Below are 20,934 nucleotides of genomic sequence, written 5' to 3'. Positions count from 1 at the left end.
TTTTATTCCGCTTTTTCAATGAGTAGGGTTATACCATCGACATCTATCACTTTGACTAACGTGCCGCTCGGTAAATCTGAGTCAGAGTAGGCGGACCATGAAGTATCGCCCAGTTTGATTCGACATTTTCCTCTGGTAATGTCTTGCTCCAACACTGAAGTTTGACCTATTAGCTGTTTGTCTTTCTGATTTAGGCTTCGCTGCTTATCCGACTGCTTATCAACTCGGTGTTGTTTACGCCACCACAGCCAAGTCAAGGCCAGCGCAAACACGCCAAAACTCACCCATTGCAGTTGCCAACTGATAGGGATGAAGGCGAGCACAATACCCACCAACATTGCTGCGATACCAATCCAAAGCATATAGCCGGCTGTGCCAAGTAGCTCGCCGCACAGCAATAATAACCCTAGAGCCAACCAGTGCCAGTAATTGACTTGGCTAAGCAGTTCTATCACGCGTTATCCTTCTTTGGTTGAGATTTTGACTGATTAAACATTTCGGCAATACCTGCAACAGACCCCATTAGTCCCGTCGCTTCTATCGGCAACATAATAATTTTGCCATTTTCTGCCTGACCAATCGATTTAAGCGCTTCGGTATAGCCTTGTGCGATAAAGTAATTCACCGCTTGCATATCGCCTTGAGCAATGGCAGTTGACACCATTTCAGTCGCTTTAGCTTCCGCTTCTGCGGCACGCTCACGTGCTTCTGCTTGAAGTATAGCAGCCTGTTTTTCACCTTCGGCTTTAAGAATTTCAGATTGCTTGTGTCCCTCGGCTTTAAGGATTTCTGCTTGTCGCACACCCTCGGCTTCTAAGATGTCAGCACGTTTATTACGTTCTGCTTTCATTTGTGCATTCATTGCTGCGGTTAGGTCGGCTGGTGGCTGGACGTCGCGGATTTCAATACGAGTGACTTTGACGCCCCATGCGTTAGTCGCTTCATCGACAATCGCAAGCAGTTTGGTATTGATAGAGTCGCGTCGACTCAGCATTTCATCCAACTCCATTGAACCGAGAACAGTACGCATATTGGTTAATGTGAGGTTGCGAATCGCGTGCTCCAGATCGTTGACTTCATAGGCGGCTTTAGCCGCGTCGATAACTTGGACAAAGCACACCGCATCAATGACTACGTTGGCATTATCTTTGGAAATGACCTCTTGTGGCGGAATATCGAGAACTCTTTCCATCATATTGATTTTGCTACCAATGGAATCAATAAAAGGGATAATCATGTTCAGCCCAGGTTTTAAAGTATGGGTGTAGCGGCCAAATCGTTCTACGGTCCAATTGTTTGCTTGTGGTACCGTTTTGACCCCAGCGACAATAAAAATAATGGCAACTAGAATGAAACCGCCGATGGTGACCATTGCATCAATATTCATGAGTCTATCCTTGTATTAAAAATGTACAATCCTAACTAGTATATCGCGTTGTTAAGGCAATGCCGTGTAAAGGTATGTATTTTTTCGACGAGTAATCATTTAATTTATCATGAAGTTAGATCGGAGCGGATTGAGTAGTTAAGTAGAATAGCTGGCATAAAACAGAAAAGGGAAGCCAGCGCTTCCCTTTTCTCATGAGTGCTTAATACAGAATTTAGTACAGCAGTGAGTACAGCTGACGGCGATATTTCGCAGCGACAGGGTTTCCTTGCCCAAGTGCAGAAAGGATATCCATAAAGGCTTTCTTCAGTTCGCCATCAAGGGCATTCAAGTTGCGACTTAGTGGCGTCCAGATCAGTGCGAGAGCTTCTTCATCACGATTTACTTGATGGTATTGAAGACCGAGCTCTGCGACCAGTTTAAGATCGTCAGGGTTAGCTTGTAACGCCGCTTCTAAAGATTGAATCTCAGGACTATCCGCTGCTTGTTTATGTAGTTCCAATTTCGCCACTAGGCTCTTGTAGTGGTTGTCTTTGTATTCCATTGGAATGGTGTTGAGTACTTGCTCTGCACGTTCAAATTGATTGGTCTCAAGTAAGCAATTCGCCATTGCTAGTTTGATTTCACCTTTGGCTTGGTACTCATCGGAAAGCGTTCCAAACGCAGCAATAGCGGCTTCAAACTCACCTTGCTGTGATAACTCTAACGCTTTGAGGGCGTTGAGTTCATCTTCACTAGGAAGATGTTTGCCTAGCATTGCTTTGACTGCCTCAATGGGTTGTGGACCACCCAGTCCATCGACAGGCTGTCCATTCACGAATAATGCAATGGTCGGCAGTGCTTGAACACCGAACTGTCCAGCAATCGCTTGTTGCTCTTCACAATTGAGTAATGCCAGTGTATAGGCGCCGGCGTATTGTTCTGTTAATGCCTTCAAAGCAGGAATTAACTGAGCACTCTCTTGACTCATTGGTGCCCAAAAATGGATCAGCACTGGGGAGTTCATTGAGCCTTCGAGGACTTCTCGGAAGTTTTGCTCATTTAAATCAACAATGTACGCTGGTTGCATTGAATTATCCTTATTAAGTGATTCGCGTTGTTCTCTTTTCAAGATTGGTATTGGTGAATCAAAAATCAAGGTGTGTAGAAGAGATTACAGAATTTAGATACCAAAACGCCGCGCTATCGAGCGCGGCGTTTATGGATTTCAGAAATTCAGCAAGCGAAGGTGTTTAAAACATTACAAAGTATGCAAGTGTTACACCCACAGCCAGCCAGTTTAGCTGATTTAGCGTCATTTTTAGAATTCCAAATAAATATCGCTGTGAGCAAGGTGTTAGAGAGATTATTCCAAATTTTGTAGGGTATGGTTTCGTCTCTGGTATTTAACTACGCTTAGCAATATATCCTTCATATGTGACACTAAAATTACAAATGATCGTTTTTTATGCGGCTTTTCGCAAAATGGGGTCTAACCATTTGCCTGGCAGAAGGCGTTTTAGTACAGCGAATACTTTGGTTGGTGTGGTCACGCGATAACGTAATTTGGGGTGATTAGATTCAAGCGCGTCAATCAGTGGTACCACGCAAGATTCGGGGGGGAGTACGAACTGATTATTGGAGCCTTTGGCAGCTAATCGGCTTAGCTGTTGTTGGTAATGCGTTGTATGCACACTAGTATTGATGTCGATCCACTTTAAGAAGGCGGACTTTGCGTTAGCTCTAAAACGGGTCTCAATAGGCCCTGGCTCTATCAAGGAGACCTTGATGTTGGTTTGGTGCAATTCGAGTCTGAGCGTATCCGTCCAGCCTTCGAGAGCAAACTTAGACGCATTGTAAGCGCCTCTATACTTCATTGCGGCAAACCCCAAGACGGAGCTGTTTTGAACGATTCGCCCACGTCCCAGTTTTCTCATTATGGGTAGCACTTGTTTGGTTAACTCATGCCAACCAAAAAAGTTGGCTTCAAATTGCGCTCTTAGTGCTTCCGTAGGTAAGTCCTCTAACGCTCCAGGTTGACCATAAGCACCGTTGTTAAACAACGCATAGAGATCACCTTCACAGAGAATAAGCGCTTTTTGAACCGCGGATTTAATACTCTTTTCATCGGTGAGGTCGAGCTGTATACAGGTTAACCCTTCTTGGTTGAGTCTGTCGACATCCTGTTGGTCACGGCATGAAGCGATGACTTTGTAGCCTCGTTTTTGCAGCTCATGTGCGGCGACGTAACCGATGCCAGTGGAGCATCCAGTGATAAGTATGGCTTTTCCCATTGTAGCGCTAACCCTATGATATATTTCCTTCAGGTTAAGGTTAACGCTAATGGTAGGGGAGGTCTAGCGACAGTTTGCCACGATATTTATTAGAGCAGAATCTACGTGCGGGAAAGAAAAATTAAAGCCAATCTCGGTAAGCTTCTTCGGTTTTGCTCGGGTACTATCTAGTAGCAAACAGGATGACTCTCCCATCGCCAGTTTAATGGCCCACTTTGGTGTCATTAAGAAATGAGGTCGATGCAGGGCGCTCGCCAAAGCCTTACTGAAATTCGCGTTAGTAACGGCGTGAGGCGCGCAGAAATTGTAGGGTCCACTGGCATGCTCGGTCTCAAGTAGGTAAACGATAGCGCGCGCCATGTCGAGGATATGGATCCACGGCATATATTGTTGTCCATTGCCAATTGGCCCCCCCAGACCAAGTTTGTATGGCAACATCATTTTGGCCAATGCTCCCCCCCCTCCACCAAGCACCACACCAGTGCGTAGCAAGCATACGCGAGTTTGTTCCGATTGTGCTCGCAAGGCAATCTGTTCCCAACGCTCACAAACATGGTGTGCAAATGAGTCTTGACTGACATGCAGACTTTCGTCGAAAGGGTGATCTTGCTGATCACCGTAGTAGCCCACCGCGGAACCACTGATGAAAACAGTGGGAGGCTCGTTACTGGCATTAATCAACTCAACTAAGGTTTCTGTTGTTTTCCAGCGACTCTCACAAATGCGTTTTTTTTGCGCTTCACTCCATCGCTTATCTGCAATGGGTTCTCCGGCAAGGTTGATGATGGCGTCAAACTCATTGAGGTCATCAAAACCACTTAAGGAATTCACGTAACGAATATTTCCACAATCCGTGTGATGCAGAGTTTGTCTCGCTGTTTGTTCATCGCGGGTTAGAAGAGTGATGGAGTAGGTCGTTAGGTGCTTAAGCAGCTCTTTACCAATAAAACCTGTGCCACCTGTTACAAGCAAATTCATCTCTGTCCTTCTCCTCAGTAATGGATAACTTACCGATCTGACTAAGTGTTTGAATTAGTAAATATAGCAATGAATTAGAGTATTCACTAACGTTGATGTTGCTAGAGAGTGTGATGGGCTAATCACACAATCATTGATTGAATTAAACTTCACACACTATTGCTCATATTGTCACATATTCTTACATCGATTTTATGCCATTATAAAATGAACAAAGGGAAATGGAGTTAAGCGATGCAAGGGTTGAAAGCTCTTCTTCATTCGATGGTAAACAGCTTCAAAGACTTATTACCCATCGTTCTGGTAGTACTGTTCTTTCAATTAGTAGTTTTGCAAGAGCCCCTTCCAAATGTTGTTTCTATCCTATTTGGTCTCTTGCTGGTGGTTCTAGGGCTAACTTTCTTTGTTTTTGGATTAGAGATGGGACTCTTTCCTATCGGTGAGTCGATGGCTCAGTCCTTTGCTCGAAAGGGGAGCGTCTTGTGGTTAATGGTATTTTCATTCTGTTTGGGTTTTGGAACCACGATAGCGGAGCCTGCGTTAACGGCTGTCTCTGCTGAAGCCGCCGAGGTTGCTGCAGAGGGCGGGATGATTGCTATGACTGACGAATCGATGCAAAGCTATGCGGACGGTTTGCGTCTCTCAGTCGCAATCTCGGTAGGGTTAGCCATCGTATTAGGGGTGCTTCGTATCCTTAAGGGTTGGCCTATTCAATGGATGATTATTGGTGGTTATATTGGTGTCGTCATCCTGACCGGATTTGCGCCAGAATACATTATCGGTGTGGCTTACGATTCAGGTGGAGTGACAACATCAACAATAACCGTGCCTTTAGTCACTGCACTTGGGGTGGGGTTGGCGAGTACTATTAAAGGACGAAATCCGATGTTGGATGGTTTCGGCCTTATTGCGTTCGCTTCATTGTTACCGATGATGTTTGTCATGGTGTACGGGATGATTGCGGTATGAACATCGTCTTAGAATTTCTTACTACGCTGCTATTGACGGTTCGTGATGTCACACCAATTATGGTGATCATTTTCGGTTTCCAGTTTGCCATATTAAAGAAACCTATAACCAACCCTCTTAAAGTACTGCTTGGCTTTGGCTACGTGATTCTAGGTCTAAGTTTGTTTTTAGTTGGATTAGAGTTGGCACTTTTCCCGCTCGGCGAAACAATGGCAATGCAATTAACCGCACCAGAGTTTCTTCAAGAGTCCAAGTTAACCTTGGGCGAGTCATTGGAATGGATAGACTACTACTGGGTCTATCTCTTTGCTTTTTGCATTGGTTTTAGTACGACGATAGCAGAGCCGTCACTTCTTGCCGTTGCGCTTAAAGCTAATCAAGTATCAGCCGGCGCGATTTCGGTGAATGGGCTCAGAATCGCTGTAGCGCTGGGTGTAGCAGTGGGAATTTCCTTGGGCAGCTACCGTATTGTTGTGGGAGACCCTATCCATTACTACATTATTGTTGGCTATATCCTAGTTGTTATTCAAACCTATTTTGCTCCCAAGTTTATTATTCCGTTAGCCTATGACTCCGGTGGCGTCACTACTTCCACCGTCACAGTTCCGTTAGTGACTGCATTAGGTTTGGGGCTGGCATCAACGGTACCTGGACGAAATCCAATGATAGATGGATTCGGTCTGATCGCCTTTGCGAGCTTGTTTCCAATTATTTCTGTGATGGCGTATGCACAGCTAACTCAATTTTTGAGTCAACGTTTCATGCAGCGCGATCTTGCATCGAAGGAGAAAAACAATGCGCTTTAAGCTCATTCTTGCATTTGTAGAAGAAAGTAAAAAAGATTCTGTACTCGATGCGGCTCGCACCGCAGGGGCAACAGGAGCGACAGTCATTACCAACGCTCGAGGTGAAGGGCTAAATAAAAAGCACACTTTCTTTGGTTTAACCCTAGAGGTGCAAAGAGATGTGTTGTTGTTTGTGGTTGAGGAACACCTTTCACGGCACATATTAGAAACCATCAATCAAGTTGGAGAGTTTGACCAAACATCTGGGCAAGGGATCGCGGTGCAAATTGATATTGAAGATGCGGTGGGTGTGGCCCATCAAGTAGAGACATTAACCAAAGTGGTAGAGGATGAGTTATGAACCGACAGGAGAAAGTCTGTGTACGCGATGTAATGGCGAATAGCTATGTGATGGTCGATGGACTGAAAACCGTCCATGAAGGCATAGTGTTGGCGCGGAAACATCAAGTAAAAGCACTCGTTGTCGAAAAGCGTCACGATGATGACGAATACGGTATTGTTTTGATGAATGATATTGCCAAAAAAGTGCTCGCTAAAAACCGCTCGTCCGAGCGAACCAATATCTACGAGATCATGACTAAACCAGCGTTATCTGTTGACCCAAATATGGATGTGAAGTACTGCGCGCGTTTATTTGAGCGCTTTGGGATCAGTCGAGCTCCCGTTATCGAGAATGGAAAAGTCATCGGGATGGTGAGCTATAACAACATTGTTGTGAATGGTATGGCGAGAGAGGAATGAAGCAGGCGAATCATAATTAGCTGAGTTACAATACCGTCAACATGAATGGTGGAGATAAACCAGTGAAACTATTTTTTGCTTCCGATTTGCACGGTAGCCTCGATGCCACCGAACAGGTTTTAGCCGCATATCTTAGTTCGGGCGCTGAACATTTGGTGATTTTAGGCGATGTCCTCAATCATGGCCCAAGAAATCCAGTGCCTGAAAGTTATAACCCTCCGAAAGTTGCAGAGCTCTTGAATGCACACAGTGACAGTATTATTGCTGTGAGAGGGAACTGTGATAGTGAAGTGGACCAAATGCTGTTGGCGTTTCCTATGATGGCTGACTACGCATGGGTTATGCTTGCTAATGGACAACGACTGTTCCTAACCCATGGGCATCTGTACAACGCTGAGAAACGACCTGCTTTGAAGCGAGGTGATGTGATTGCGCATGGGCACACACATATACCGGTTGCGGAGTGGCAAGGAGAGCAAATCATATTCAACCCCGGTTCCATTACCTTCCCAAGAAATGGTTATGCCGCGAGCTATGGATTACTTGAGGAGACGACTTTAAGCGCTCACACCTTCTCAGGAGAAGTTCTAGCGTCCATTTCGCTGTAAATAAGCGCATACAAGGGTATGGGTGAGGCAGCAGCAGGAAAGACAAGACATAAAAAAACGCAGCCAAGGCTGCGTTTTTTCTACGTCGAGATTAACTAATTACTTAGTTACGCGTAGTACCGGCGTTTCACCAACAGTAACAGAACCAGAAAGCTTGTTCAGCTCTTTGATTTCGTCCATGTTAGAGATAACAACAGGAGTTAGCGTTGACTTAGCTTTCTCTTCAAGAAGTGCTAGGTCGAATTCGATGATAGTGTCACCTGCTTTCACTGACTGGCCTTCTTCAGCGATACGCTTGAAGCCTTCACCTTTCAGTTCAACAGTGTCGATACCGAAGTGAACAAATAGCTCGATGCCGTCGTCAGACTCGATAGAGAACGCGTGGTTCGTCTCAAAGATCTTACCGATAGTACCGTTAACAGGAGCTACCATCTTGTCACCAGCTGGCTTGATTGCAATACCGTCACCAACGATTTTCTCAGCAAATACGACGTCTGGCACATCTTCGATGTTTACAATTTCACCAGAAAGAGGGGCGATAATTTCGATTGCACCAGTGTCAGCGCTGTCGTCAGATACTAGCTTCTTCAGTTTGTCAAACAGACCCATGTTGTGCTCCTAAAGGTTTGATTTTGTTCTGCTCAATTATATTAGCAGTTTGTCTTTTCTGCGATAAATTTTTCGACGTGTGCCTCAATTTCTGCAGCAGTCGCCATTTCTAGCGCTTCATCAGCCATTGCTTTTACTTCTGCGAAGTTAGCGTTGCGGATTACTTTCTTAACCTTAGGAATTGAAATACCGCTCATACTAAACTCATCTAGGCCCATGCCCAGTAGAAGTAGAGTCGCACGCTCGTCGCCAGCAAGCTCACCACACATACCAGTCCACTTACCTTCTTTATGCGAAGCGTCGATCACTTGCTTAATTACTGTAAGTACAGCAGGTGAAAGTGGGTTGTATAGGTGAGAAATAAGCTCATTACCACGGTCTACTGCTAGAGTATACTGAGTTAAGTCGTTAGTACCAATACTAAAGAACGAAACTTCTTTCGCTAGGTGGTGAGCAATCGCTGCCGCAGCAGGAGTTTCAACCATTACACCGATTTCGATGTTTTCGTCAAATGCTAGACCTTCAGCACGAAGTTCTGCTTTGTACTCTTCGATAGCAGCTTTCAGTTCACGAATCTCTTCTACAGAGATGATCATTGGGAACATGATGCGCAGCTTACCGTGTGCTGATGCACGTAGGATACCACGTAGCTGGTCACGAAGGATTTCACGACGATCCAAGCTGATACGAACTGCACGCCAACCAAGGAATGGGTTCATCTCTTCTGGAAGGTCTAGGTAAGGTAGATCTTTATCACCACCGATATCCATAGTACGGATAATTACCGCGTGACCGTGCATTGCTTCCGCAACTTCTTTGTAAGCTTGATACTGTTCTTCTTCAGTAGGAAGAGCAGTACGGTCCATGAATAGGAATTCTGTACGATACAGACCAACACCTTCACCGCCGTTACGGTTGATGCCATCGCAGTCTTTCACTGTACCGATGTTACCGCAAACTTCTACACGGTGGCCGTCTAGAGTTTCTGCTGGTAGGTCTTTAAGTTTTGCTAGTTCCTCTTTTTCTGCAAGGAACGCTTCACGTACCGCTTTCGCTTCGTCAATCTGAGCTTGAGTTGGGTTTACGATGATCTTGTTGTTCATCGCGTCAAGAACCAACATGTCGCCGTTGTTCACTTTCTTAGTGATGTCGTTAGTACCAACAATCGCAGGAAGTTCTAGTGAACGTGCCATGATAGAAGTGTGCGAAGTACGACCGCCGATGTCACATGCGAAACCTAGCACGTAATCAAGGTTGATCTGTGCCGTTTCAGATGGAGTCAGGTCGTAAGCAACTAGGATAACTTCTTCATCGATATCACCTAGTGAAACGATGTTGATGCCTAGTGCGTTCTTAACGAAACGAGTACCGATATCACGGATATCAGTTGCACGTTCTTTAAGGTATTCGTCATCTAGAGATTCTAGTGCAGTCGCTTGCTCTTCGATTACTGTGTGAATCGCGTTGTCTGCAGATAGTTTGTCTTTTTTGATGAGTGCTAGGATTTCCTCTTCTAGCTCTTCATCTTCAAGAAGCATGATATGGCCTTCGAAGATAGCCTCTTTCTCTTCACCAAAAGTTTCAAGCGCTTTCTGCTTAACAACTTCCAGTTGTTGAGCTGATTTGTTGCGAGCGTCAAAGAAACGCGCAACTTCTGCTTCAACTTGGTCATCTGAAATGGTCGACGTGTTTAGAACAATCTCGTCTTCTTGAAGTAGTAGTGCTTTACCAATAGCAATACCAGGAGATGCTAGGATGCCTGAAATCATAGCTTTACCTTTATGTGGTCTAGTGTATTAAAGATTGGATAGTTATTAGCTACTAATTATGTGTAGCTGATAGCTTGAGCTATTTCCAATAAAGCCATTCTGTTTTCACAAAATGGCTTTAAGAGGAACTGGTCTATTAGTGAAGCTCAGGGATTAGAGCTACTAGGTGGTCAACTGCTTGTTGAGCTTGTGGGCCTTCAGCAGAGATTGTGATAGTAGTGCCTTTAACTAGACCTAGAGTTTGTAGTTTGAATAGGCTTTTCGCGCTAGCGCTTTTGCCGTTAGTAGCCACAGTGATGTCAGCGTCAAATGCTTTTGCTTCTTTAACAAACTGAGCAGCCGGACGAGTGTGAAGGCCGTTTTCTGCTGTGATTTCTACTTGCTTCTCGTACATTTTTTATACCCCAATTGATTTATTTTATGTTTAGTTTCTAAACCAAACCAAGCTTATCGTTAAATGTTACGCCTCGCTATAGTGCGAAAGTCATAACTGTTAAGAATTGTGTCGGTCTAGAATTGTAGGACAAGTTTGCAGTCTTCGCTGTATACCTGTCTTACGAAATTCTGTAATTAGCCTATTTATTTTTCGGCTTAAAATAAAACTGACCTGATATTACCAAAGGCTGACAGAGTTTCAACAAAAAAGCCCCTTAAAGGGGCTTTTTTCGTGCAAAAATTGATTTGGCAACATATTACTGTTGAATCTCTTTGTCAGTAAATATACCGGCAAACAATGCAGAACTTAGGTAACGTTCACCTGAACTCGGAAGTACGGTGACAATGGTTTTTCCTTTGAATTCAGGAAGTTCAGCAAGCTTGTTAGCCGCTACAACGGCTGCGCCTGATGAGATGCCAGCTAGGATCCCTTCTTCTTCCATTAGACGGCGCGCCATTTCGATGGCTTCTTCAGAAGTAACCAGTTCAACACGGTCAACGAGCTCAAGATCCAAGTTCTCTGGGATAAATCCTGCACCGATGCCTTGGATTTTGTGAGGAGCTGGTTGGATCTCTTGACCTGCTAGCACTTGAGAAATGACCGGCGATTCTGCTGGCTCAACGGCAACTGAAACAATTGCTTTACCTTTTTCACCCTTAATATAGCGGCTAGTACCTGTGATAGTACCACCTGTACCTACACCAGCGACGAATACGTCGATTTCACCATCCGTTGCTTCCCAGATCTCCGGCCCCGTTGTCTTTTCATGAATAGCTGGGTTTGCTGGGTTGTTGAATTGTTGAAGTAATAGATACTTTTCTGGGTTTGAAGCGACAATTTCTTCTGCCTTAGCGATAGCCCCTTTCATACCTTTCGCTGCTTCTGTGAGTTCAAGGTTAGCACCTAGTGCCTTAAGAAGCTTACGACGCTCAAGACTCATAGACTCAGGCATAGTAAGTGTGAGTTTGTAGCCGCGTGCAGCTGCAACGAAAGCAAGAGCAATACCTGTGTTACCACTGGTTGGCTCAACTAGCTCTACGCCTGCTTTTAGACGACCGTCTTTTTCCGCTTCCCAGATCATGTTTGCACCGATACGGCACTTAACACTGAAGCTTGGGTTGCGTGCTTCAACTTTAGCAAGCACGTTACCATTACTTACTTTGTTTAGGCGAACTAGAGGGGTGTTACCAATTGTCAGTGAATTATCTTCGTAAATCTTGCTCATTATAATGTTCCTTCATTCAACCGTGGTGGTTATTGATTACCAGTTAAGAATATGATTTTGTTTGGCAAGGGAAAAGAACCAAATAGTTATATATTATGGAAGAAAGTTTATGAGACCGTTTTTTCAACTTGTATTTTAGATAGAAAACGAGTGATGGCCATTGGCAAGTAAGCCCCAATGGCCGGTGTGATAATGTAGTTATTGACGACGTCTTAGTAGGCCAAAGCCTAGACAAGCTAAAACCCACACATATAAAGGCCAAGTACCGACTTCACGATACCAGGTGGTTCCATCGGTCGGAGTGACATCCGCTCTCAATACGGCGGTTTCAAATTGTGGAATCTGAGCGATAATCTGACCTTTGTGATCGGTCACGGCAGTGACACCATTATTGGTTGAACGAATCAGCGGTAAACCCAACTCTAAAGCACGCATTCGAGCAATTTCCATATGTTGCAATGGACCAATCGAGCGGCCAAACCACGCGTCGTTGGATAAGGTTAACAGAAAGTCGGTATCGTCTGTTACATTCTGTCTCACTTGCTCACCAAAAATGATTTCGTAGCATAAAGCGGGAGCTAAATGCATACCGTTGGCGATAATGTTTGGTTGCACGTACGCGCCTCGGCTGAACGAAGACATTGGCAGATTAAAGAATGGCGCAAGCGGTCTCAACAACTCTCCAAACGGCACAAATTCACCGAAAGGGAGCAAATGGTGCTTGTGGTAACGTTCGTCAAGATCCATTTCGTAGTCACCATAAGGAGTCTGACCAACCACCAAGATACTGTTGTAGTATTCACCCGCTTCGGTTTTGTTGATGATCCCGGTAATTATAGCGGAATGATTCATTTTAGCCGCAGAGTCTAAATTGCGCAGGAATGAGGGAAGTTCAAATTCCATGGCTGGAACGGCGGCTTCTGGCCATATAATAATGTCCGCGTCCCAGTTCTCGCGACTGAGGTCAGTGTATTTCATAATGGTTGGCCAACGATGATTAGGCATCCACTTCATCGCTTGGTCAATATTACCTTGGATCAAGGCGACCGATTTTGTGCGGTTCGCTGCAGGGGTGACCCAATCATAATTGCGTAAGCCAAAGCCTGTGGCGAATATCACTAAGGGAATAATGGCGAGTTGCCACTGCTTCATTATGGTTAAGTAGGCTAAACTCGCGGCCATAACCATAAGCAGTAACGTAATCAACTCAACACCACCTATCGGAGCGAAGCTAGCTAATGGCGAGTCAATTTGACTGTAGCCTAGCCATAGCCATGGGAAGCCAGTCATGACCCAGCCGCGAGCCCAGTCGAACACCAGCCAAAGTGCTGGAGCTGCAAGAAAATAACGGGTCTTATTATCAGATGGGAAGAATCGATTTAAAGACCAAGCGAACAGCGCCGAGTAAATCGAAAGGTATCCCACCAACAGTGCCATTAAGAAGACACTGGCAATTTTTGGCATACCACCAAAAGTATCGATACTTACGTGAACCCAACTGATACCAGTAGCAAACTGGCCGATTCCCCACGCATAGCCAGTCCAAAGCGCACTCTTTGTACTTCGGCCCTTAATGAGGAGAAGAAGGAGAAACGGGCTCAGGATAGCCAAGGGCCAAATCTGATAGGGAGCAAACGAGAGAGTGGTGCTGGCACCAACAAAAGCGGCCCCAATGGGCCGCAGTATGCGAAGATTTTTCTTCATTTATATATCATCTCACTTTTGGGTGAGCAGAAAATGTGGAGGTTACTCCTCGACATTTGAAGCTGCGTCTAGGTCAGGTATTGTCACTTGGACCTGAACCACACGACGATTATCCGCCGCTGTCACCTTAAAGTTGTAATTTTCTATTTCAACCACTTCACCGCGTGATGGTAAGTGACCGAATGCAGTCATGACTAGGCCACCAACAGTGTCAACTTCTTCATCACTAAAGTTAGATCCAAATGTTTCATTGAACTCTTCAATAGTGGTCAGTGCTTTCACTGCAAAAGTGTGCTTACTCAGTTTTCTGATATCGAGCTCATCATCGTCATCGAATTCGTCCTCGATTTCGCCAACGATTTCTTCGAGAATATCTTCAATGGTCACAAGACCAGATACTCCACCAAATTCATCGACAACAATGGCCATATGATAACGCTCTTCGCGGAACTCTTTCAGTAGGCGATCTACTCGCTTACTTTCAGGGACAACGACCGCAGGGCGAATCACTTCTTCAATATCAAACGGGGCGCTCTCTGAGCCCAAATAACGGAGGAGGTCCTTAGCTAAGAGGATGCCTTCTACATGGTCTTTATCTTCACTGATAACAGGGTAGCGAGAGTGCTGCGCATCCGTCATTAGTTCGATCAATTTATCGAGGTTATCGGAACGCTCGATAGTGACCATTTGTGAGCGCGGCAACATGATGTCACGCACTCTCATTTCAGAAATTTCCATGACACCTTCGAGCATATCGCGGGTATCGTGGTCAATTAGGTCGTTTTCTTCAGAATCGCGGATGACATCCACAAGTTCTTGGCGATCTTTTGGTTCGCCTTGAAAAATTTGACCTAGGCGCTCAAAGAAGGACTTTCTACTCGGACCTTCCGATTTTTTACTGTTTCCCTCTGACTGAGAGGGAGAAGACTCTTCGTTCATGACTTCTCAATTTAGAATGCTATCAGATGTGTGATAGCTCACATGCGTAAACACCACCTCTAGCGTGAATGCTAGCGAAGTATGCTTACTCCTTTTCTACTAAATATGGGTCATCAAAGCCCATATCAAGCATGATTTCGGTTTCCAAAGCCTCCATTTCTTCTGCTTCGGCATCCTCAATATGATCATAACCTAGCAGATGAAGACTTCCATGTACAACCATATGTGCCCAGTGTGCAATCAAAGGCTTGGATTGCTCAATGGCTTCTTTTTCGACAACCTGACGACAAATGATCATGTCGCCAAGCAGATCCATTTCCATCCCAGTAGGTGCCTCGAAAGGAAAGGACAGGACATTAGTTGGTTTATCTTTACCACGGTAGTCGCGATTGAGCTGTTGGCTCTCTTCTTCATCAACGATACGAATCGTTAACTCAGCGTTTTGTTGAAACGGAATAATGGTTTTGTCTAGCCAATGTTGAAACTGGTCTGCACTAGGTAAACCTTGTTCTGATTCGACTGCAATTTGAAGATCGAGTTCAATCGCCATTATTTTCCGTCCACCGTTGCATTTTCAGAGGCTGCATCTAGTAGCTTTTGTGCCGCTTCACGCTCTTCACGTCGCTGTTTACGCTCTTTGGCATCTTTCGCTTCCCATTTCTCATAAGCGTTTACGATGCGAGCGACGACAGGGTGACGAACCACATCATCTGACTGGAAGAAGTTAAAACTGATTTCATCAACCTCACTCAGTACTTCAATTGCATGTCGAAGGCCAGATTTCGCGCCACGAGGTAAATCGATTTGTGTGACGTCACCTGTGATAACTGCGCGCGAATTAAAGCCGATACGCGTTAGGAACATCTTCATTTGTTCAACGGTAGTATTCTGGCTCTCATCGAGAATAATAAAGGCATCGTTAAGGGTGCGGCCACGCATGTAGGCGAGGGGCGCAACTTCGATAACGTTACGTTCGATAAGTTTTTCTACGCGCTCAAACCCAAGCATCTCAAATAGGGCATCGTATAGAGGACGAAGATACGGGTCGACTTTCTGGCTTAAATCTCCAGGTAGGAAGCCTAGTTTTTCACCTGCTTCTACTGCTGGACGAGTCAGTAAGATACGACGAATCTCTTGACGCTCTAGTGCATCGACCGCCGCAGCCACCGCGAGGTAAGTTTTACCTGTACCCGCAGGGCCAATACCGAAGCTAATATCATGAGTGACCATGTTCACCAAATATTGAGCTTGGTTGGGAGTTCGTGGTTTGATAATCCCTTTTTTGGTCTTTACAAACACTTCTTTACCATGAGCGATTTCGGATTCAGTATTTTGCTCAAGGACACCAGATTCTTTAACGGCTAAGTGGATCTGTTCTGGCTCAATATCAGGGTACTGGCCACGCACAGGGGCAGTATCGACATAAAGTGTTTTGATGATGTCTAGTGCAGCAGCACTAGTGTGCGGTTTGCCCACGATAGTAAAGAAGTTGCTTCTGTGGTTGATCTCGACACCTAAACGGCGCTCTAAATGTTTGATATTGTCATCGAAAGGACCGCACAAGCTGGACAGACGGCGATTGTCAGAAGGTTCTAGATGAATTTCTAGAGTTACGATTTGATTACTCAATGTTGCCTCACATTTTGCCCATTAGGGCGATGTATGAAGCCCGACTGTGACCGGGCTTCGCATATTTGTACCCAATTAACTCCAAAATAGCACATTGGAGTGGTTTGGGTATAGGCATTAAGGCGTAAACGTCGCCACACCTAGCTCATCTTCGCGTTTGGTTTTCGCCATCATTTGAGTTGGTGAAATAACGCTACGAAGATCCATGTCTTTTTCTGTTCTTACTAGTTCACCACGTAGGGAGTTTGCGAACACGTCAGTGATTTTCACATCCACAAACTGACCGATTAGCTCTGCACCACCTTCGAAGTTAACCACTCGGTTGTTTTCGGTACGCGCACGAAGCTCCATCAGGTTCTTCTTAGACGGACCTTCAACTAAAACACGTTGCTCAGTGTCTAGCATCTGGCGTGAATAACGCATTGCTTGCGAGTTTACAGTTTGTTGTAGCTCGTATAAGCGGTCTTTCTTAGTTTGCTCAGGAAGATCACATGGATAATCTGCGGCTGGTGTACCTGGACGAGGAGAGAAGATAAAGCTAAAGCTCATATCAAAATCTACATCCTTGATCAGTTTCATCGTGTCTTGGAAATCTTTATCCGTTTCACCAGGGAAACCAACAATGAAGTCTGAACTGATTTGAATATCAGGACGCGCTTTGCGAAGTTTACGAATGATAGACTTGTATTCAATCGCTGTGTGTGGACGCTTCATCATCGTCAATACACGGTCTGAACCACTCTGTACTGGCAAGTGCAGGAAGCTAACAAGCTCTGGTGTGTCTTCGTAAACAGCGATGATATCGTCTGTGAACTCTAGCGGGTGACTTGTCGTAAAGCGGATACGATCAATACCATCAATAGAAGCAACCAGGCGCAGTAGCTCTGCAAAAGAACAGATATCGCCATCGTGCATTGGACCACGGTAAGCATTTACGTTTTGGCCAAGTAGGTTTACTTCACGTACGCCTTGTTCAGCAAGCTGAGCAATTTCAAACAATACGTCATCCATTGGACGGCTTACTTCTTCACCACGAGTGTATGGAACAACACAGTAAGTACAGTACTTACTACAGCCTTCCATGATAGAAACAAACGCGGTTGCGCCTTCTGCACGTGGCTCTGGTAGACGGTCAAACTTCTCGATTTCTGGGAAAGAGATATCCATTACTGGCGCTTCATCGCTTTGTGACTGCTTGATCATTTCAGGCAGACGGTGAAGAGTTTGTGGGCCAAAGATAACGTCAACAAATGGCGCACGCTCGCGAATATGGTCACCTTCTTGAGTCGCAACACAACCGCCCACGCCGATAACAACACCATCTTTTTTATCTTTTAGCGTTTTCCAACGACCAAGTTGGTGGAACACTTTCTCTTGCGCTTTTTCACGGATAGAGCAAGTGTTTAAAAGTAGTACGTCTGCTTCCTCTGGATCTTCTGTTAGCTCATAGCCATTTGCCGCATTAAGCAGATCGGCCATTTTTGATGAATCGTATTCGTTCATCTGGCAGCCCCAGGTTTTAATTAGCAGTTTCTTACTCATCACTATCGCTCGTCAGTTATTTAAATCTTTTTATTGCACAGGCGCTGTATTGGGAAACCAACAAAGCGGCTGTTTAAATTATGACCACCATCTTGGCGGTAAGCGGCGTATTGTACTGCTTTAAAAACCGCCTGACTAGAGGTAGTGTAAAATCTCTTTGAGAGCTTATATTTCAATTGCTGTAAGCGGTTATTAGGCCTCACAAAAGCAGGGTTTTTCGAAGGAATTCACTCGCGCTTTGACAGCGGGCTACGTACAATGAATACACATTGAATTTAGGGTAGTAAGAAGACGATGGAACAGTTTGAAATTGCAGTAGTTGGTGGTGGCATGGTAGGAGCAGCGATGGCGCTGGGTCTTGCTAAACAAGGGCGATCCGTCGCGATGATAGAGAAAGTTACCCCTCAAGCGTTTGAAAGTTCACAGCCAATGGACTTGCGTGTTTCTGCAATTTCTCATCGCTCTGTTGATCTATTAACACACCTCGACGCTTGGAGTGCCATAGAAGCGATGCGTGTTTGCCCTTATGCACGACTTGAAACGTGGGAAGCGGAAAACTGTCGAATTCGTTTCAATGCCGAATCTCTGCATCTAGAGCAATTGGGCTACATTGTCGAAAACCGCGTGATCCAACTCGGATTATGGCAGCAGTTTCCTCGCTTCGACAACTTGAAAGTGATTGAGGGTGACGGTGTTGAAAGCTTAACGCTTGATGATGAAGGCTCAACCATCATTTTAGAGTCAGGTCGTGAAATTACTGCAACTCTGGTCGTTGGTGCGGATGGTGCGAATTCCAGAGTACGACAAGCCAGTGGCATTGGTGTGACCGCATGGGATTATCGTCAAGAATGCATGCTGATTAACGTTGAGACAGAACTCCCTCAACAAGACATTACGTGGCAGTGGTTTACCCCATCAGGGCCTCGCTCATTTTTACCACTATGTGGAAACCAAGGCTCATTAGTTTGGTACGACTCCCCTAAACGGATTAAGCAGTTAAAGAATATGAGTCACGCCCAGCTAGAGCAGGAGATTGTTGAGTACTTTCCAGCTGAATTGGGTAAGGTTAGCGTATTACAGCACGGTTCATTCCCACTTACACGTCGACATGCACAGCGATATTATAAACACGGTTGTGTATTAATAGGGGATTCAGCACACACGATAAATCCGTTGGCTGGTCAGGGCGTTAATCTTGGCTTTAAAGATGTAGAAGCCTTGTTGAAAGCGTTTGAAGATAAAGGCGTTTCTATTGAGGCATTGCGTCGTTTTGAGCTAGAGCGTCGTCCAGATAACCTATTAATGCAAACGGGCATGGATGTGTTCTATAAAGGATTTAGTAGTACTTTACCTCCGCTTGCCTTCGCTCGAAATGCTCTACTAAAAGTGGCAGAGTATTCCGGGCCGATTAAAGAGCAAGTCTTAAAATACGCGATTGGCCTTAAATAACTTAATAAATGACTAGACAGACTGGGGCGGTGATAGAATCTGAGACTGATTCTAGCGTCGGTGCCCCAGTTGCCTCATCGACGGTGAACAGAGCTAAATTGTCTGAATGCTGGTTTGCTGTCATAAGATACTTTCCGTCTGGAGAAAAACACAAATCTCGTGGGAACTCTCCCCCTGAACTGACAAAGCCTTGATAAGCAGGTGCAGCCGGGTCACTTAATTCAAACCAAGAGACGATAGACTCTCCGCGACTTGTTAAATAGACAAAGCGATTGTTCGGTGAAAGCTTAACGGCCGCCGCCGCTTCATGGTTAATATGTTCAGGAAACGCTGAAGTGGAGTAAATTAGTTGCCAACTCCCCTGAACGTTACGCTTGATAACGTGCAGTGATTCATCTAGCTCACACAACACATAACCAAACTTACCATCTTGGGAGAAGGCTACGTGTCGAGGACCACTTCCCAACGGCATGACCAAACACTGAGATAGCACCGCATTACTTTCGTGATATTCATAAAAGCTCAACGTGTCGATGCCTAAGTCTACCGTGACGAACTGTTGGCTATTGGGGATAAACTGTAACTGGTGCCCATGAGGGGCTTGCTGACGAGCAGGGTGAACGCTAGAGCCTTGGTTAGACAGCAAAGCTATACGTTCACCAATAATACCATGTGCCTTCAGTGCAAAGAGCTCGAAGTTACCTGTTCCATAATGAGCGACGCCTAATAATTCTCTATTCGGAGATATTGCAAGGTGGCACGGGTAATCACCATCAAGCAATTTTACTTGATGATCTTCACTATTTGTCGGCACAAAGATAAGAGCCGCTCCTTCCTGTTGAGAACATTCGGAAACGAGATAATGTCCTTGGGCTGTGCACAGAAGGTAGGAAGGATTAAAGGTATTGGTTATCGATGAAGATATCGTCAGGTTTTGAGAAGTACTAAATCGCGCCGTCCTAAATCCTAAAATATCGCCTTTGGAATACTGTCCAATAGCAACGGAGTAGTCTTGGAAAGTCATAAATATCCTTGAAGATCAGTGTATTGACCTAAGGTTGCCTGCCTAACCAAGAATGAACAGTAGCAAAATACTTTTCTGTGAGCCAATAGAAGAAATTAACGATATTGAAGAAACTTTCAAAGATCAAACTAACGTAATTGTCAGAGAGGAATAGATAGAAAAAAAGCCCGTCAAACGACGGGCTTTCTTAATAATGGTGCGGAAGGAGAGACTTGAACTCTCACACCTTGCGGCGCCAGAACCTAAATCTGGTGCGTCTACCAATTCCGCCACTTCCGCATCAATTTTGTAGTCTTAGCCGACGATTGGTGAATCAACTAGACGTTGTAATGGCTAGGTTACTTTGAACCGAACCAGGGACAATAGATGGAGCATCAAAATCGTTGCACTCAAATATTGAACCGTTAAATTGTGGCTGGGCTACCTGGATTCGAACCAGGGAATGGCGGCATCAAAAGCCGCTGCCTTACCGCTTGGCGATAGCCCAACAGGATTGTTTAATGTGTCAATCACACTAAAAGATGGTGCGGAAGGAGAGACTTGAACTCTCACACCTTGCGGCGCCAGAACCTAAATCTGGTGCGTCTACCAATTCCGCCACTTCCGCATCAATTCTGTAGTCTTAGCTGATGATTGGTGAATCAACTAGACGTTGTAATGGCTAGGTTACTTTGAACCGAACCAGGGACAATAGATGGAGCATCAAAATCGTTGCACTCAAATATTGAACCGTCAAATAGTGGCTGGGCTACCTGGATTCGAACCAGGGAATGGCGGCATCAAAAGCCGCTGCCTTACCGCTTGGCGATAGCCCAACAGGATTGTTTAAAGTGTCAATCACACTAA

General features: G+C 45.1%; 21 protein-coding genes and 4 tRNA genes. 6 read left to right on the top strand and 19 right to left on the bottom strand.

Going from position 1 to position 20,934, the window contains the following annotated elements; all coding sequences use genetic code 11:
- Positions 1 to 2 precede the first annotated feature (2 nt).
- From VTH8203_RS11865 to VTH8203_RS11845, 5 genes are all read right to left on the bottom strand, one after another.
- The gene (locus VTH8203_RS11865; RefSeq protein ID WP_208617742.1) at positions 3 to 455 is read right to left on the bottom strand and encodes an NfeD family protein; all 453 of its coding nucleotides are present in this window, start codon (positions 453 to 455) and stop codon (positions 3 to 5) included.
- Positions 452 to 1,387 (bottom strand): SPFH domain-containing protein, encoded by a 936-nt coding sequence (locus tag VTH8203_RS11860; protein WP_096993863.1) that lies wholly within the window; start codon positions 1,385 to 1,387, stop codon positions 452 to 454. Before VTH8203_RS11860 ends, VTH8203_RS11865 begins: the two co-directional genes overlap by 4 nt.
- 214 nt (positions 1,388 to 1,601) lie before the next feature.
- A complete protein-coding gene (locus tag VTH8203_RS11855; protein WP_096993862.1) occupies positions 1,602 to 2,456 on the bottom strand; it encodes a co-chaperone YbbN in 855 nt (284 codons plus the stop codon).
- Between the two features lie 376 nt (positions 2,457 to 2,832).
- A complete protein-coding gene (locus tag VTH8203_RS11850; protein ID WP_096993861.1) occupies positions 2,833 to 3,660 on the bottom strand; it encodes an SDR family oxidoreductase in 828 nt (275 codons plus the stop codon).
- A 63-nt stretch (positions 3,661 to 3,723) separates the two neighbouring features.
- The gene (locus VTH8203_RS11845) at positions 3,724 to 4,638 is read right to left on the bottom strand and encodes a TIGR01777 family oxidoreductase (RefSeq protein ID WP_096993860.1); all 915 of its coding nucleotides are present in this window, start codon (positions 4,636 to 4,638) and stop codon (positions 3,724 to 3,726) included.
- Between the two features lie 234 nt (positions 4,639 to 4,872).
- On the opposite strand from VTH8203_RS11845, the gene VTH8203_RS11840 reads away from it, so the two are divergent.
- From VTH8203_RS11840 to yfcE, 5 genes are all read left to right on the top strand, one after another.
- Positions 4,873 to 5,607 carry a DUF1538 domain-containing protein gene (locus VTH8203_RS11840; RefSeq protein WP_096993859.1) on the top strand — a complete coding sequence of 245 codons (735 nt, stop codon included), beginning with the start codon at positions 4,873 to 4,875 and terminating at the stop codon, positions 5,605 to 5,607.
- Positions 5,604 to 6,413 (top strand): DUF1538 domain-containing protein, encoded by an 810-nt coding sequence (locus VTH8203_RS11835; protein ID WP_096993858.1) that lies wholly within the window; start codon positions 5,604 to 5,606, stop codon positions 6,411 to 6,413. Before VTH8203_RS11840 ends, VTH8203_RS11835 begins: the two co-directional genes overlap by 4 nt.
- Positions 6,403 to 6,753, top strand: a complete 351-nt coding sequence (locus tag VTH8203_RS11830) for a P-II family nitrogen regulator (RefSeq protein ID WP_096993857.1) — start codon at positions 6,403 to 6,405, stop codon at positions 6,751 to 6,753. The genes VTH8203_RS11835 and VTH8203_RS11830 overlap by 11 nt, the downstream gene beginning before the upstream one ends.
- The gene (locus VTH8203_RS11825; RefSeq protein WP_096993856.1) at positions 6,750 to 7,154 is read left to right on the top strand and encodes a CBS domain-containing protein; all 405 of its coding nucleotides are present in this window, start codon (positions 6,750 to 6,752) and stop codon (positions 7,152 to 7,154) included. Before VTH8203_RS11830 ends, VTH8203_RS11825 begins: the two co-directional genes overlap by 4 nt.
- 62 nt (positions 7,155 to 7,216) lie before the next feature.
- Entirely contained in the window at positions 7,217 to 7,762 is a 546-nt protein-coding gene (gene yfcE, locus VTH8203_RS11820; protein ID WP_096993887.1) for a phosphodiesterase, read from the top strand.
- 99 nt (positions 7,763 to 7,861) lie between these two features.
- Here yfcE and crr read toward each other — a convergent pair whose 3' ends face one another.
- From crr to miaB, 9 genes are all read right to left on the bottom strand, one after another.
- Complete coding sequence (gene crr, locus VTH8203_RS11815) at positions 7,862 to 8,371, bottom strand: PTS glucose transporter subunit IIA (protein WP_096993855.1); 510 nt, start codon at positions 8,369 to 8,371, stop codon at positions 7,862 to 7,864.
- Positions 8,372 to 8,412: 41 nt separating this feature from the next.
- Positions 8,413 to 10,140, bottom strand: coding sequence for a phosphoenolpyruvate-protein phosphotransferase PtsI (gene ptsI / locus VTH8203_RS11810; protein ID WP_063606128.1), 1,728 nt, complete (start codon positions 10,138 to 10,140; stop codon positions 8,413 to 8,415).
- 136 nt (positions 10,141 to 10,276) lie between these two features.
- Complete coding sequence (locus tag VTH8203_RS11805) at positions 10,277 to 10,534, bottom strand: HPr family phosphocarrier protein (RefSeq protein WP_006075478.1); 258 nt, start codon at positions 10,532 to 10,534, stop codon at positions 10,277 to 10,279.
- 298 nt (positions 10,535 to 10,832) lie between these two features.
- The gene (cysK, locus tag VTH8203_RS11800; protein WP_006075477.1) at positions 10,833 to 11,801 is read right to left on the bottom strand and encodes a cysteine synthase A; all 969 of its coding nucleotides are present in this window, start codon (positions 11,799 to 11,801) and stop codon (positions 10,833 to 10,835) included.
- Positions 11,802 to 11,999: 198 nt separating this feature from the next.
- A complete protein-coding gene (gene lnt / locus VTH8203_RS11795; RefSeq protein WP_096993854.1) occupies positions 12,000 to 13,505 on the bottom strand; it encodes an apolipoprotein N-acyltransferase in 1,506 nt (501 codons plus the stop codon).
- A gap of 42 nt (positions 13,506 to 13,547) precedes the next feature.
- Positions 13,548 to 14,444 (bottom strand): CNNM family magnesium/cobalt transport protein CorC, encoded by an 897-nt coding sequence (corC, locus tag VTH8203_RS11790; protein ID WP_096993853.1) that lies wholly within the window; start codon positions 14,442 to 14,444, stop codon positions 13,548 to 13,550.
- Between the two features lie 85 nt (positions 14,445 to 14,529).
- On the bottom strand, positions 14,530 to 14,994 hold the full coding sequence (ybeY, locus tag VTH8203_RS11785; RefSeq protein WP_096993852.1) for an rRNA maturation RNase YbeY: 465 nt from the start codon (positions 14,992 to 14,994) through the stop codon (positions 14,530 to 14,532).
- The gene (locus tag VTH8203_RS11780) at positions 14,994 to 16,073 is read right to left on the bottom strand and encodes a PhoH family protein (protein WP_096993851.1); all 1,080 of its coding nucleotides are present in this window, start codon (positions 16,071 to 16,073) and stop codon (positions 14,994 to 14,996) included. Before VTH8203_RS11780 ends, ybeY begins: the two co-directional genes overlap by 1 nt.
- 117 nt (positions 16,074 to 16,190) lie before the next feature.
- Complete coding sequence (miaB, locus tag VTH8203_RS11775; protein ID WP_096993850.1) at positions 16,191 to 17,615, bottom strand: tRNA (N6-isopentenyl adenosine(37)-C2)-methylthiotransferase MiaB; 1,425 nt, start codon at positions 17,613 to 17,615, stop codon at positions 16,191 to 16,193.
- A 294-nt stretch (positions 17,616 to 17,909) separates the two neighbouring features.
- On the opposite strand from miaB, the gene VTH8203_RS11770 reads away from it, so the two are divergent.
- Complete coding sequence (locus tag VTH8203_RS11770) at positions 17,910 to 19,064, top strand: 2-octaprenyl-3-methyl-6-methoxy-1,4-benzoquinol hydroxylase (RefSeq protein WP_096993849.1); 1,155 nt, start codon at positions 17,910 to 17,912, stop codon at positions 19,062 to 19,064.
- A 1-nt stretch (position 19,065) separates the two neighbouring features.
- On the opposite strand, the gene VTH8203_RS11765 is transcribed toward VTH8203_RS11770, so the two are convergent.
- The 5 genes from VTH8203_RS11765 to VTH8203_RS11745 form a co-directional block, all read right to left on the bottom strand.
- Positions 19,066 to 20,088: a lactonase family protein gene (locus tag VTH8203_RS11765; protein ID WP_096993848.1), complete on the bottom strand. Its 1,023-nt coding sequence runs from the start codon at positions 20,086 to 20,088 to the stop codon at positions 19,066 to 19,068.
- A 194-nt stretch (positions 20,089 to 20,282) separates the two neighbouring features.
- Positions 20,283 to 20,367: transfer RNA gene (locus VTH8203_RS11760), tRNA-Leu, on the bottom strand.
- 133 nt (positions 20,368 to 20,500) lie between these two features.
- Positions 20,501 to 20,575: transfer RNA gene (locus tag VTH8203_RS11755), tRNA-Gln, on the bottom strand.
- A 35-nt stretch (positions 20,576 to 20,610) separates the two neighbouring features.
- Positions 20,611 to 20,695 (bottom strand) — tRNA-Leu (locus VTH8203_RS11750).
- Between the two features lie 133 nt (positions 20,696 to 20,828).
- A tRNA-Gln gene (locus VTH8203_RS11745) sits at positions 20,829 to 20,903 on the bottom strand.
- Positions 20,904 to 20,934: the final 31 nt, after the last annotated feature.

This window comes from Vibrio thalassae, from assembly GCF_900089835.1.
Taxonomy (GTDB): domain Bacteria; phylum Pseudomonadota; class Gammaproteobacteria; order Enterobacterales; family Vibrionaceae; genus Vibrio; species Vibrio thalassae.
Note: the sequence above shows the minus strand (reverse complement) of the source record. Positions and strands in the feature narration are given on the sequence as shown.